This is a genomic window from Nocardioides sp. Z24_21 (assembly GCF_058134345.1).
The window spans coordinates 320,367-334,475 of record NZ_JBYTTH010000003.1 but is presented as its reverse complement, the minus strand read 5'-3'; the positions used below and the strand labels follow the sequence as shown (position 1 = coordinate 334,475).

At 73.7% G+C, this 14,109-nt stretch carries 9 protein-coding genes; 5 read left to right on the top strand and 4 right to left on the bottom strand.

Features of this window, described 5'->3' with window-relative positions; translation table 11 throughout:
• Window positions 1–249: 249 nt before the first annotated feature.
• The 3 genes from AC3X7Z_RS13090 to AC3X7Z_RS13080 form a co-directional block, all read right to left on the bottom strand.
• The gene (locus AC3X7Z_RS13090) at window positions 250–3,663 is read right to left on the bottom strand and encodes an error-prone DNA polymerase (RefSeq protein ID WP_489976183.1); all 3,414 of its coding nucleotides are present in this window, start codon (window positions 3,661–3,663) and stop codon (window positions 250–252) included.
• Between the two features lie 72 nt (window positions 3,664–3,735).
• On the bottom strand, window positions 3,736–5,295 hold the full coding sequence (locus tag AC3X7Z_RS13085; RefSeq protein WP_222129723.1) for a Y-family DNA polymerase: 1,560 nt from the start codon (window positions 5,293–5,295) through the stop codon (window positions 3,736–3,738).
• 52 nt (window positions 5,296–5,347) lie between these two features.
• On the bottom strand, window positions 5,348–6,034 hold the full coding sequence (locus AC3X7Z_RS13080; protein ID WP_186341871.1) for a hypothetical protein: 687 nt from the start codon (window positions 6,032–6,034) through the stop codon (window positions 5,348–5,350).
• Window positions 6,035–6,207: 173 nt separating this feature from the next.
• Between AC3X7Z_RS13080 and AC3X7Z_RS13075 the strand changes: the two genes are divergently transcribed.
• Together AC3X7Z_RS13075 and AC3X7Z_RS13070 are read left to right on the top strand one after the other, a co-directional pair.
• Window positions 6,208–7,671: a phospholipase D-like domain-containing protein gene (locus AC3X7Z_RS13075; RefSeq protein ID WP_241005435.1), complete on the top strand. Its 1,464-nt coding sequence runs from the start codon at window positions 6,208–6,210 to the stop codon at window positions 7,669–7,671.
• Window positions 7,672–7,727: 56 nt separating this feature from the next.
• Window positions 7,728–8,570, top strand: coding sequence for a DNA/RNA non-specific endonuclease (locus tag AC3X7Z_RS13070; RefSeq protein ID WP_489976182.1), 843 nt, complete (start codon window positions 7,728–7,730; stop codon window positions 8,568–8,570).
• A gap of 27 nt (window positions 8,571–8,597) precedes the next feature.
• Here the strand turns inward: AC3X7Z_RS13070 and AC3X7Z_RS13065 are convergent, their stop codons facing one another.
• The gene (locus AC3X7Z_RS13065; protein WP_489976181.1) at window positions 8,598–9,422 is read right to left on the bottom strand and encodes a SigB/SigF/SigG family RNA polymerase sigma factor; all 825 of its coding nucleotides are present in this window, start codon (window positions 9,420–9,422) and stop codon (window positions 8,598–8,600) included.
• Between the two features lie 234 nt (window positions 9,423–9,656).
• On the opposite strand from AC3X7Z_RS13065, the gene pta reads away from it, so the two are divergent.
• The 3 genes from pta to AC3X7Z_RS13050 all read left to right on the top strand — a co-directional run bounded on the left by pta (window position 9,657) and on the right by AC3X7Z_RS13050 (window position 13,969).
• On the top strand, window positions 9,657–11,732 hold the full coding sequence (gene pta, locus AC3X7Z_RS13060) for a phosphate acetyltransferase (protein WP_489976180.1): 2,076 nt from the start codon (window positions 9,657–9,659) through the stop codon (window positions 11,730–11,732).
• Window positions 11,729–12,946: an acetate/propionate family kinase gene (locus tag AC3X7Z_RS13055; protein WP_489976179.1), complete on the top strand. Its 1,218-nt coding sequence runs from the start codon at window positions 11,729–11,731 to the stop codon at window positions 12,944–12,946. Before pta ends, AC3X7Z_RS13055 begins: the two co-directional genes overlap by 4 nt.
• Before the next feature lie 150 nt (window positions 12,947–13,096).
• Entirely contained in the window at window positions 13,097–13,969 is an 873-nt protein-coding gene (locus tag AC3X7Z_RS13050) for a hypothetical protein (RefSeq protein WP_489976178.1), read from the top strand.
• Window positions 13,970–14,109: the final 140 nt, after the last annotated feature.

Sequence of the window (14,109 nt, the reverse complement as noted above, 5' to 3'; positions counted from 1 at the left end):
AGGGGCGACGACGGGCGTGGCGCGTCTCGTTTCGCCCGTGGTCGGAGTCCCCGGGTCGGAGTCCCCGCTCGAGCGGGGACTCCGACACCTGGAGGCCGTTGCAACCCCCACCAGGTGTCGGACCACCCCACGAAGCTCGACGTCGTCCACAGACCGCGGCGCCACGCTGGGCTCAGCGATGGGACGCCCGGCGGTGGACCCACGGTGGGGGAGCGTCGCCTCGTGGTCGCACCGACCACGGGATCCGGGTCAGCGGAAGTCGCGGGACGAGGCGCGGGCCTGCAGCACCGCGCCGGCGCCGGGGACGACGACGTCGATGCCCTCGACCCGGTCGGCGACGAGGTTGGTGACCCCCTCGTTGCGCTCGAGGCGGCCGCGCACGACCACGGCCACCGAGTTGCGGGCGGCCTGCCGGTGGGCCTTCATCACCCCGATCGAGCAGACGACGTTGAGCATGCCCGTCTCGTCCTCGAGGTTGAGGAAGGTGACCCCCATGGCGGTGCCGGGACGCTGCCGGTGGGTGATCAGGCCGCCGACGTGGACGCGCCGCCCCGCCTCGGCGGTGGCGAGCTCGGCGATCGAGCGCACGCCGGCTCGCCGGAGCTGGGCGCGCAGGTGCTCGACGGGGTGCCGCTCCGGGGAGACGCCGGTGGCCCAGAGGTCGGCGAGGGTGATCTCGGGCTCGGACATCCCGGGCAGCGTGGGCGCGGCCGGGGCAGGGGTGGTGCCGGGGAGGTGCTCGGCACCCTCGGCGAAGCCGGCCGCCCAGAGCGCCGAACGACGATCGAGCCCCCACGCCTCGAACGCGCCGGCGGTGGCCAGGGCCTCGAGCTGGGCCGACGTCAGCCCGGCGCGCCGGGAGAGGTCGGTGATGTCGGTGAAGGGGGCCTCCTCACGCGCGGCCACGATGCGGCGCGCCACGTCGAGGCCGATGCCGCGCACCGAGTCGAGGCCCAGGCGTACGGCGAGCGCGCCGTCGCGCCGGTGGGCGGGCACCGGGTCGGGCGTGCCGGGCACCCACTCGACCCGCTCGAAGCGCGGCCGGCGGCACGCGTCGAGCCCGGTCGCGGCCACCGGCCCGGCACCGGTGGACTCGGTGGGCTCGAGGGGCTCGAGGTCGGCCTGGGCGGCCGAGCACGTGACGTCGGGACGGCGTACGTCGACGTCGTGGCGCCGGGCGTCGTGGACCAGCGACTGCGGGGAGTAGAAGCCCATCGGCTGGTTGCGCAGCAGGCCGGCGAGGAACGCCGCGGGGTAGTGCAGCTTGAACCAGGACGAGGCGTAGACCAGCAGGGCGAAGGACAGGGCGTGCGACTCGGCGAAGCCGAAGTTGGCGAAGGAGAGGATCTTGACGTAGATCGAGTCGGCGAGCTCGCCGGTGATGCCGCGGCGCCGCATGCCGGCGTAGAGCTTGGCCTTGACCGACTCGATGCGCTCGACGCCGCGCTTGGAGCCCATGGCGCGGCGCAGCAGGTCGGCGTCGTCGCGGCTGCAGTCGCCGAGGGTCACCGCCATCGCCATCAGCTGCTCCTGGAACAGCGGCACGCCCTTGGTGCGCTCGAGCACCGGCACCAGCTCGGGGTGGTCGTAGGTCACCGGCTCCTGCCCGGTGGCCCGGCGCACGTAGGGGTGGACGGCACCACCCTGGATCGGACCGGGACGGATGAGGGCGATCTCGATGGCGAGGTCGTAGAACTCGCGCGGGCGCAGCCGGGGCAGCGTGCCGATCTGGGCCCGGCTCTCCACCTGGAAGACCCCGATCGAGTCGGCGCGGCACAGCATGTCGTAGACCGCCGGCTCCTCCTTGGGCATGGTGGCGAGGTCCCAGTGCTCGCCGAGGTGCTCGCCCACCAGGCGCATCATGTGGTCGAGCGCGCCGAGCATGCCCAGGCCCAGCAGGTCGAACTTCACCAGCCCCATCGACTCGCAGGCGTCCTTGTCCCACTGCAGCACGGTGCGCCGGTCCATCCGGGCCCGCTCGATGGGGCACACCTCGCCGATCGGGCGTTCGGTGAGGACCATGCCGCCGGAGTGGATGCCGAGGTGGCGCGGCGCGCCCATCAGCTCGTCGGCGAGCGCGACCACCGCCGGGGGCACGTCGTGGGCCGCCGGGTCGCCCAGGTCGCCGGACACGACCGAGCTCCACCCGTCGATCTGCTTGGACCACGCGTCCTGCTGGCCGGGGGAGAAGCCGAGCGCCTTGGCGGCGTCGCGCACGGCCATGCGGGGGCGGTAGGCGATGACGTTGGCCACCTGCGCGGCGTTGCGCCGCCCGTAGGTGTCGTAGACCCACTGGATGACCTCCTCGCGGCGGTCGGAGTCGAAGTCGACGTCGATGTCGGGCTCCTCGTCGCGGTGGGCGGAGATGAAGCGCTCGAAGGGCAGCTTGTAGAAGACCGCGTCGACGGCGGTGATGCCCAGGGCGTAGCAGACCGCCGAGCTCGCGGCCGAGCCGCGGCCCTGGCACAGGATGCGCCGCTCGCGGGCGAAGGCGACGATGTCGTGGACGATGACGAAGTAGCCGGCGAAGTCCTTCTCGGCGATGACCCGGAGCTCGTGCTCGAGCCGCTCGCGGGCCTCGCGCTCGTGGGGCACCCCGGCGTAGCGCTCGGCGAAGCCGCGCTCGGCGAGCACCCGCAGCCAGGAGTCGGCCGTGTGGCCCTCGGGGATCTGCCGCTTGGGCAGGGCGGGGGAGGCCTTGCGCAGGTCGAAGGCCAGCTCCTCGGCCAGGGCGACGCTGCGCTCGACCGCCCCGGGGTGGGACGCCAGCGCGGCGGCGGTCTCGGCGCCGCTGCGCAGGTGGGCCGAGCCCGACAGGTCGAGCCAGCCGTCGAGCTCGGCGAGGCTGCGGCGGGCCCGCACCGCCGCCATCGCCGAGGCCAGCCGGTGCCGTTGGGGGGTGGCGTGGTGGACGTTGCCGGCGGCGACGACGTCGAGCCCGTGGACGGCCGCGAGCCCGGCGAGCGCGGCGTTGGTGGCGTCGGACCCCGGTCGCGGGGAGAGCTCGACGAGCACGTCGTCGAGGCCGAAGAGCGACGTCAGCCGGTCGAGCGCCGCGGCCGCCGCGGGCTCGCCGCCGGCGGCCAGCGCCTGCCGCACGGTGCCCTTGCGGCAGCCGGTCAGCACCACCCAGTGCCCGCGCCCGCGCTCGCCGAGCTCGTCGAGGTCGTAGACGGGCCGGCCCTTCTCGTCGCCGCGCAGGTGCGCGTCGGTCATGGCCGCGGCGAGGCGGTGGTAGCCCTCCACGCCCCGCGCCAGCACGAGCAGGTGGCTGCCCTCGGGGTCGGGAACGCCGTTCTGCGGACCGCTCAGCCCGAGCGACAGCTCGGCGCCGAAGACGGTGGGCAGGTCGTAGGCCGCGGCGGCCTCGGCCAGCATCGGGGCCCCGTAGAAGCCGTCGTGGTCGGTGATCGCCAGCGCGGACAGGCCCAGCCGCACGGCCTCCTCGACGAGCTCCGCCGGCGAGCTGGCGCCGTCGAGGAAGCTGAAGTGGCTGTGGCAGTGCAGCTCGGCGTAGGGCGTCACCGTGGCGGGTCGCTCGATCGCCCGCGCCTCGGGGGTGGCGCGCTTGCGTCGCGACACGGGGGCGTCGTCGGCGCCCGGCAGCCCGCTCAGCCGGCGCTCGAGCTCCTTCCACCGCATGGCGGGGTTGTTCCAGCCCATCAGCGCACGCCTCCGGTCCCACACCCACGACCGAGCCGACGCCTGCCGTGGTGCACGTGGTGCACGTGGCGCTCAGTCATAGCCGGCCTCCAGGGCCCACCCGTCCGGGGCGCGCACCAGCAGCCAGGCGCGGCCGTCTGCCCCGACGACCTGGAAGCGGGCGGTGGGCCCGGACGCGCCCGACCACCAGCCCTCGTCGACCGGCCACGGCCCGGCCCACGCGGTCACCGGCTGCCAGGGCAGCACGCCACCGCCGACCCGGAAGCGTCGCGGCTCGCCGGTGACGACGCCCCGGTCGGTGACCCGCACCTCGCGGCCCGCCTCGTCGACGACCTCGGCCGCCGGGGGAGCGGCGAAGACCCGCACCGGCGCCGGCCCCGGCACCCGGCCCGGCCACGGCCGGTCGACGGGTCGGAGGTCGACGGCCCGCTCGCCCCACGGCACCAGGGCCTGGCGTGCGGCGGGGGTGCGCCCGCCCTGGAGCACCGGTCGGCGCACCGCGTCGAAGCCGACCATCCCCTGGACCCTGGCCACGCCGCGCTCGACGAGGTCGTCGGAGGCGCTGCCCCACAGCGCCTCGCCGTGCGCCGCCGCGGGCTCGACCACGTCGGGCACGAACCTGACCCGGTCGATGGGCGCGTGTACGACACCGGCGTGCTTGCGAGCCCGCAGCGAGCCGCCCACGGTCGCCGACTGCAGCTGCCAGTGCACGCGGTCGACGAGGTCGCGCGCGGTGAAGTGGCGGGGGTGCAGCCAGGTGCGCGACGAGCAGACGGCGCCGTCGGACTCTGCCTCGACCCGCACCCCCGTCGCGAGCAGCTGGTGGTGCGCCAGCTGGGAGACGAAGCGCTCGGCGGTGGTGCGCACGCTGAACGTGATCGCCTCCACCGAGTCGAGGGCGGGCTCGAACGCCACCTCCGCGTCGAGGTCGGGGGGCGGCGTCCGGGCGGCGAACAGCGCGGGGTCCTCGCCGCGTGCCCGGCGGCGCACGCTCGCCCCGTAGGCGCCGAGCCGGTGCTCGACGGCGTCGCCGGGCAGGTCGGCGAGGTCGCCGAGCGTGGGCAGCCCGAGCCGCTGCAGCAGCCCGACGAGCTCGCGCCCGCGCGCCCCGTCGTCGGCCAGCACCTGCACGGGCAGGTCGCGCAGGAACGCCGCCGACCCGCCGGCCGGCACGACCGTCCACGCCTGCACGTCGGCCGTGCGGGCGGCCTGCTCGGCGGTGAAGAGGTCGTCGGCGATGCCCACCCGCACGTCCCACACGCCGCCCTCCACGATGGCCTGGCAGGCGGTGGCGGCCGCGGCCGTCTCGCTGCCGTACCAGCTGCCGGGGGCGCGGACGGCCAGCAGTCCGGGGCGCAGGGCCGCGACCCCGGGACGCAGGTCCTCCACGGTGGCCAGCACCGGCTCGAAGGCGCGGGCGTCGCGGTCGGGGTTGGCCGGCAGCAGCACCAGCTCCGGGCACCTGGCCTGCGCGTCGCGCCGGCGCTGCCCGCGGCGTACGCCCTCGGCGCGCGCCGGACCGTTGCACACCTCGACGGCATTGGCCGCCAGCACGGCAGCGGGGGAGCGCAGCGACCTGCCCGCCTCGTCGAGCGCGGCCACCACCGACCAGTCGGGGCACCACACGACCATCACCCTCACCGCGACACCGCCCGCGACCTCACCTGCGACACCACCCGCGAGCTCATCCGGAGGCCCGGTGGATCTCCCGCACCCGCCGCGGGACGTCAGGGGCGACCGGCCGCACACCCGGCCAGGCCAGCTCGACACGCCGGGCCGGCCGCGCCCCGCGGCGGACGACGACGTGCGCGCGGCGCTGCTCCAGCTGCCCGGCGCCCGCGGCGGGACCGCTCCACGTCGACCCCTCGAGGCTCAACCGCGCCTCGACGCGCGGCCAGTCGCCCTGCACGACCAGCACCGCCGACCGGGTGCGCAGCCGCGAGTCGAGGACCGCCGCCGTGCGCTCGTCGACGGTGGCCGGCGGGCGCAGCACCACGACCCGGAGCACGTCGACCAGCGCCGCCGTCACCTCGAGCCAGTGCTCGCCGGGATCGGGCACCAGCACCGTGCGGGACAGCTCGATCCCGAGCTCGGCGGCGGCCTCGGCGCCGAAGTCGGGCCAGCCGGCGAAGCCGACCCACTCCCCGGCCCGGGAGGCCCCGGCGGCGAGGGCCAGCGCCAGGGACGCCGAGTCGACGGCGTAGGTTGCCCCCGCGTGCAGGGACATCAGGCCGGCCAGCCCGGGGAGGGTGGGGACGGGCTCCCCGGCCGCCTTGATCTCCATCCTGCTCTCCATGGCCGCCACCCGCTCGCGCAGCTGCTCGACCACGGAGCGACCCGGGTCGAGGGCGACGGAGCGGGCGGACGACATGTCCTCATGATCGAACAGGCGTTCGAACGAGTCAAGCCAGTCGACCTGCCCTGCCGGACTTGCGGGCGAGGTGCTAGAAGCGGTCCGAGGACGTGGCCGCAGAGGCCCCCCAGAGCCGGGCCGGTCTGCTTATCCTGAAGGGCACAGCGCGTCGAGAGGTGGGGGTCGTGTCGATGAAGTCAAGGTTCGTGGGGAGCCTCTGCCTGGTGCTGGTCGGCCTGGTGGTGGCGATGCTGGGTCCGGTCGCCCCCGGTCGGGCAGTGCCCGGAGGGACGGTCGCGGCCCAGGCCGGTCCGAGTGCCGGCACGTCGGCCAGACCGGCGCGCTGGGAGGCCTTCAAGGGCCCCTTCTTCAACGACCCCCACCTGCGCAAGGGGCACTTCCAGATCGAGCGACGGGTGATCGAGACGATCAACCACACGCCGAAGGGGTCGACGATCCGGATCGCGATCTACTCGCTCGACCGGGTGCCGGTCGCCCAGGCGCTGGTCGCGGCGCACCGCCGCGGCGTACGGGTCCAGATGCTGCTCAACGACCACTGGGAGACCAGGGCGATGAAGCTGATCCGGGCCGAGGTCGGCAAGAACCCGCGTCGCAACAGCTTCATCTACAAGTGCAAGCAGAGCTGCCGCGGGACGGCCAACGAGTTCAACAACCTGCACTCGAAGTTCTACCTCTTCAGCCAGGCCGGCGCGAGCGAGGACGTGATCGCGGTGGGCTCGGCCAACATGACGCGCAACGCCGCCATCCACCAGTGGAACGACCTCTACTTCACCTCGGGCGACCACGAGCTGTACCGCCAGTTCGTCGGCCTCTTCAACGACATGCGCCGCGACTACGACACCCGCCAGCCGCCGATCTCGTTCTGCGGCACCCCGGTCGGGCCGGTGTGCGACGACTCCGTCGACAAGCACACCGTCGTCGCCTTCCCCCGGGTCGCGCCCCTCAAGGACGACCTGGTCGTCACCCTGCTCAACCGGGTCGGGTGCCGCAACGTCGACCCCGTCACCGGGAAGGTCACCCGCACCCGCCTGGCCCTGTCGATGCACACCATGCGCGGCAGTCGCGGCGACTACCTGGCCGAGGCCATCCGCCAGAAGTGGATCCAGGGCTGCGACGTGCGGGTGAGCTACGGGCTCATCGGCTATCGCACCAAGGGCATCATCGGCGCCCCGACCAGGCGGGGCCGGATCCCGCTGCGCTCCACCGGGATGGACTACAACACCGAGGACAACTTCGACCTCAACAACGACGGCGTGGACGACCTGATCCTCGACTACTACAGCCACCAGAAGTACCTCGTCATCCAGGGCACCTACAACGGCGTGCCCAACACCTCGATGGTGCTCACCGGCTCGGTCAACTGGTCCAGCCTGAGCACGGCCAACGACGAGGTGTGGTTCACCATCCGGGGCGCGAAGGTGGCGAAGAAGTACCTCAGGAACTTCAACTACCAGTGGAACAACAAGCGCAACACCCGCAACGCCTACACCACGACCTACGCCAACTTCCGGGTCCGTCGCACGGTGGTCGACCCGGACGGCACCACCCGCACGGTGTGGCGCACCGTGCGCCGCCCGGTCACCACGGTCGAGCCCGACCGCTACCTGCCCGGGCCCTACTGGGAGGCCGACTGACGCGGCGAGCGGGCCGGCCGCCGCCACGACCGCCCGGACTGCGCGACACGGCACCCATGGCACTGGGGTACGACGCGCGGTTCCTGCGTCCCGACCCCGACGCCGATCCCGGCGCGGGGGCGGAGCTCGCCCCGCCCACGGCGCCCGCGCCGGGCGAGGACGACGACCCCGTGGCGGCGTCCCCGCTGGACTACACGCACTTCACCGTCCGGATGCATCCCGAGCGCAGGCTCGCCTGGTGGGTGGCGTGGAACATCGACGGCCTGCGCCTGTTCCCGGGGGAGAGCATCAGCCGCTCGGGCGAGCGCTTCCGGCTCGACCCGCGCCTGCCCGCCGACGCCCAGGTCGGCGAGGCGGCGTACGCCGACAACGACCTCGACCGCGGCCACGTGGCGCGCCGCTCCGACCTGCTGTGGGGCACCCTCGCGGAGGCCCGGCAGGCCAACTCCGACTCGTTCTTCTTCACCAACATCACCCCGCAGCACCAGGACTTCAACCAGTCCGGTCGCGGCGGGGTGTGGGGCCTGCTCGAGAACGCCGTGCTCGCCCTCGACGGGCTCCAGGACCGCCGGTTGAGCCTGTTCGCCGGGCCGGTGCTGGCGCCGACCGACCCGCTCTACCGGGGCGTCCGGCTGCCCGTCGAGTACTGGAAGGTGGTCGTCTACGTCGCCGACGACCAGCTGCGGGCCAAGGCGTTCGTGCTCACCCAGGACCTCAGTGGGCTCGAGCGCGCGGTGCCCGACTTCCTCGACGAGTTCGACACCTACCTCGTGCCGCTCGACCTGCTCGAGCAGCGCACCGGGCTCGCGTTCGCGAGCCTGCGCGAGCACGCCGCGCCCGACGACCTGAGGCGCGAGGGCGCGGCGCTCGTCACCGACGTCGAGCAGGTCGCCTGGTAGCCCGGCTGCCCGCCCCGTCGCGGTGGCTCAGGCGGCCGGGGCCAGGTCGGACAGGTCGCCGCGCAGGCGCTCGAGGGCCTTGGCCAGGATCCGTGACACCTGGGCCTGGGTCAGCCCGACGAGGTCGGCGATCTCCTGCTGGGTGCGTTCGTCGACGAAGCGCCAGTGGATGATCCTGCGGTCGCGCTCGGGCAGCCGGCTGACCGCCGAGTCGAGCACGAGCCGGGCCTCCAGCGAGGCGAACCCGCGGTCCTCGAAGCCGAGGACGTCGGCGATGGACCCGGCGCCCTCGTCGTCGCTGCTGTCGATGGAGGTGGGGCGGAAGCAGCCGTCGGCCGACAGGGCCTCGACCACGTCGTCGAGGTCGACGCCGAGGTGCGTCGCCACCTCGGAGGGGCGCGGGGAACGTCCGAGCTCGGCCTCGAGCTCGTGCTGGACCGCGCCGATGCGCGCCTGGAGCTCCTGGATGCGTCGCGGCACCCGGATCATCCAGCCGGAGTCGCGGAAGTGCCGGCGCAGCTCTCCTCGCACGGTGGGCACGGCGTAGGACAGGAAGTCGTGGCCGGCGGCCGGGTCGAAGCGGCGGGCCGCCTTGGTGAGCCCCACGAGGGCGACCTGCTCGAGGTCGTCGAGGTCGATCCCGCGGTTGCGGTAGCGGGCGGCCATCGAGCGGGCCACAGCGAGGTTGGCCTCGATCAGCTCGTGGACGAGCTCCTGGCGCTCGGCCTCGGTGCTCGCACGGCGGAGGTCGTCGACGATCGACGCCGTGCGGCGCGCGCGCTCCTCACGCTCGATCGTGGTGGGCTGGACGGTGACCTGCGCAAGACGCGGGGGCGTCGTGAGGGTGGCCACGAGTTCTCCTTCCGGCGGGGGTGTCTGTCGGCGTCGTGGCTCGGGTACGAGCTCCCAGAATCCTGACGTGCCCACGGTCTGCCCAACAGCCGAAAAGCGAAAACCATGGACAGACCGTGTACAAGATCACAGCGCGGGTCCGGAGCCACCCCGCCGCCTCCGTCCGAGCGGCGCGGGCGGTCGGGCTCTCCTACCCCCCGGAGAGCCCACCGGCGAGCGGTCTAGTCTCGACACATGGCACGCAGCGTGTACGTGGCGGGGGTCGAGGGATTCACGGGCAAGTCGGCGGTGGCGCTCGGCGTTCTCGAACAGCTCTCGCGGCGGGTGGCGCGGGTCGCGGTCTTCCGGCCCGTGGTCCGTGCCGAGGCGTCGGCCGGCGGGGTCCACGACTACGTCCTGGACCTGCTCGTCTCGCACGACGCCGTCGCGCTGACGTACGACGAGTGCGCGGGGGTCAGCTACGACGACGTGCACGCCGACCCGGACGCGGCGATGGAGCGCATCGTCGCGCGCTACCACCAGGTCGCGGAGAAGAGCGACGCCGTCGTGGTGGTCGGCAGCGACTACACCGACGTCGGCGCCCCGGCCGAGTTCGCGTTCAACGCGCGGGTCGCGGCCAACCTCGGGTCCCCGGTGCTGCTGGTGCTCAACGGCCACGAGCGGGGCGTCGAGCAGCTGCGCACGGCGGCCGCGATGGCCCAGGCCGAGCTCGCGGCCAACCACGCGACGCTCTTCGCGGTCATCGCCAACCGCGTCGACCCCGCCGCCCTCGACCGCACGGCGACGGCCCTGCGCCAAGACGGCGTGCCGGCGTTCGCGCTGCCCGAGCAGCCGCTGCTGAGCGCCCCCTCGGTGGCCGACCTGATGGCGGCCTGCGACGGGCGCCTCGTGCGGGGCGAGGAGGAGCAGCTGGCGCGCGAGGTGCCGGGCCTCGTGGTCGCGGCGATGACGCTGCCCAACGTGCTGGACCGGCTCTTCGACGGCGCCCTCGTGGTCACCCCCGGCGACCGCCCCGAGGTGGTGCTCGGCGTGCTGAGCGCGCACCAGTCGGCCAGCTTCCCGCAGATCTCGGGCATCGTGCTCAACGGCGGGTTGCCGCTGCCCGAGCAGATCGACCGGCTGCTCGACGGGATCGACGTGGCGCTGCCGATCGTGGCCACCGACCTCGGCACCCACGCCACCTCGACCGCGCTGACCAACCGGCGCGGCCGCCTCGACAAGGACTCCCCGCGCAAGATCGCGACCGCGCTGACCATGTTCGCCGACCACGTCGACGGCGAGGAGCTGATGAGCGGCCTGGAGGTGGCCCGCACGTCGGTCGTCACGCCGCTGATGTTCGAGCACCAGGTCCTCGACGATGCGATCGCCGACCGGCGCCACATCGTGCTGCCGGAGGGGGAGGAGGAGCGCATCCTGCGCGCCGCCGACGTCCTGCTGCGGCGCAACGTCGCCGACCTGACCCTGCTCGGCGACCCGATGTCGGTGCGGGCCAAGGCGGCCCACCTCGGCATCGACGTCTCGGGCGCCCGGCTGCTCAGCCCCTACGACGAGGAGCTGCGCGAGAGGTTCGCCCAGGAGTACCACCAGCGGCGCGCGCACAAGGGCGTGACGCTCGAGGCGGCACGCGACATCGTGGTCGACGTCTCCTACTTCGGCACGATGATGGTCGAGCTCGGCCTGGCCGACGGGATGGTCTCGGGGTCGGTGCACACCACGGCCCACACGATCCGCCCGGCGCTCGAGGTGATCCGCACGGTGCCGGAGGTCTCGGTGGTGTCGTCGGTGTTCTTCATGTGCCTGCGCGACCAGGTGCTCGTCTACGGCGACTGCGCCGTCAACCCCGACCCCACGGCCGAGCAGCTGGCCGACATCGCGATCGCCTCCGCCCGCACCGCCGCCGCGTTCGGGATCGAGCCGCGGGTGGCGATGCTGTCCTACTCGACCGGCACGTCGGGCAGCGGCACCGACGTCGTCAAGGTCACCGAGGCCACGGCGCGGGTGCGTGAGCGGGCGCCCGACCTGCTGGTCGAGGGCCCGATCCAGTACGACGCCGCGATCGACGCCGCCGTCGCCCGCACCAAGCTGCCCGACTCCGCCGTCGCCGGGCGGGCCACCGTCTTCGTCTTCCCCGACCTCAACACGGGCAACAACACCTACAAGGCCGTGCAGCGCTCGGCCGGGGCGCTGGCGGTGGGGCCGGTGCTGCAGGGCCTGCGCAAACCCGTCAACGACCTCTCGCGCGGCGCGCTGGTCCGCGACATCGTCAACACCGTCGCGATCACCGCCATCCAGGCACAGGAGCTCTCATGACCACCCAGGTGCTGGTGCTCAACGCCGGCTCTTCCTCGCTGAAGTACCGCCTCCTCGACGGCATCACCGGTGTGGCCGAGGCGACCGGGTCGGTGGAGCGGATCGGGGAGGAGTCCGGCCGGCTCACCCACTCCGTCGACGGCCGGGCCCACGTCGAGGAGCGGCCTGTCGCCGACTTCGAGGACGCGCTCCGCTCGACCGTCGAGGCCTTCCGCCAGCACGGGCCCGCCATCGACCGCGACGCGCTGGCCGCGGTCGGCCACCGGGTGGTGCACGGCGGCAGCTCCTTCTCGGAGCCGGCGGTGGTCGACGACCGCGTGCTCGCGACCCTCGAGGACCTGGTGCCGCTCGCGCCGCTGCACAACCCCGCCAACCTGGAGGGACTACGGGTCGCGCGCGAGCTCTTCCCCGACGTGCCGCAGGTCGCGGTCTTCGACACCGCCTTCCACCAGACGATGCCCGAGCACGCCTACACCTACGCGGTGCCGGTGGCCTGGCGCGACGAGCACCGCGTCCGGCGCTACGGCTTCCACGGCACGTCGTACGCCTTCGTCTCCCGTCGTGCCGCCGAGATGCTGGGCCGCACGGTCGAGGACACCAACCTCATCGTGCTGCACCTCGGCAACGGGGCGTCGGCCGCCGCGATCCGGGGCGGTCGGTCGATCGACACCTCGATGGGGTTCACCCCGCTCGAGGGCCTGGTGATGGGCACCCGCTCCGGTGACATCGACCCGGCGATCCTCGGCCACCTGCAGCGCACGCTCGGCTGGTCGCTGGAGGACATCGACCGCGCGCTGACCCGCGAGTCGGGCGTCCTCGGCCTCTCCGGCGTCAACGACTTCCGCGTGCTCGAGCAGCGCCGCGAGGACGGCGATGCCGCTGCGGCGCTGGCCTTCGACGTCTTCGCCTACCGGGTGCGCAAGTACGTCGGCGCCTACTACGCCGCGCTCGGCGAGGTGCACGCCGTCGTCTGCACCGGCGGGGTCGGCCAGTACAGCCCCGACGTGAGGGCCGCGGCCCTCGGCGGCCTCGATCGGCTCGGCATCGTCCTCGACCCCGAGCGCAACGCGGCCGTGGGGCGCAAGGAGGCCGCCACGGTGTCGGCCGACGGCTCCGACGTCGCGGTCCTGGTGGTGCCGACCAACGAGGAGTGGGAGATCGCCCGGCAGGCGCTCGCCGTCGTCGGCGAGCAGGACGCGTCCGGCGGGGAGTAGGCCTGGCGGCCCGAGGTCGCCGGCGCTGATCCGCGCCCGGGCGAGGCGGTACTAGCACCATCGGACATCTGTCGACCGGGACCCGGCCGGGCCTTGACTGGGGTCACCAGCCGACCACCGGGTCGGCACGTCCCGGGAGGAACCGCCACCATGAACAAGCTCCGACTCGCCACTGCCGCCCTCGCGAGCGCCGTGCTCCTCGTCCCCACCACCGGCATCGCCCACGCCAAGGGCGGTGGCGACGGGGGCGACGACGATCGCGACCACGGCGGCTCGTCGTCCGGCAACTACGCCGTCACCGTCAACGGCCGCACCTACGACCCGGCTCCCGGGCGCGACGTCCGGCTGCGCGACCTCCCGGTCTCGGGCGTCGTGACGGTCGTCGGCACCCACACGCGGTTCACCCTCGACGCGGCGACGTTCGGCGTCCGGGACTACACCCTCACCGGCGCTGCGTCGCCGGAGCGGATGGTCACGGAGCCGACGGTGGTCTTCGCCTCCAAGGTCCCGGTGCTGACGCCGGCGCAGCTCCGCGCGCCCGTGCTCAAACGGCTCGAGGTCCGCGAGGACCGGTTCGAGGCGATCTTCAGCACCGCCGCGGGCAAGCTCAAGGTCCAGGCCAAGGACGCTCCCCAGGGCGGGATCCTCCAGATGGAGCCGGAGTTCGCCGGCAACGTCGAGCTCGTGCACACGCTCGGCCCGGGCCTGTTCTACTTCGTCAACAGCTACACCGGGAAGATCAACTTCGGCAACGGCGTCGACGCGGTGACGTCCGGTCCGGGGTCGCACCAGATGCTGCTCGGCAAGGACAGCCCCCAGGCCGCCACGAAGCTGTTCCAGGACGGCCGCACGACCCGGTGGTCGGTCGCGCCGGGTGGTCGGCTCGGCGGGGTCCTCGGCGAGGACGCCATCGAGCTCTCGGCCGGCGCCACCAACTGCACCAGCCACTGCCAGGCGCAGAACCAGATCCGCGGATCGGTGCCGGTGCCGCCGGACCCGACCGACCCGACGCCCCTGCCCTGACCGGGTCGATCACCACGCCGAGCCGGGCGTCGGTCCTCACCGGGCCGACGTCCGGCTCGTCCTGCGCGCGCCCCAATCCGCCGGATGTCGGGAGGGTTCTGGCGGCCGGTCGCGAGAAGTGGGGGCACTTGTGTGTTGAC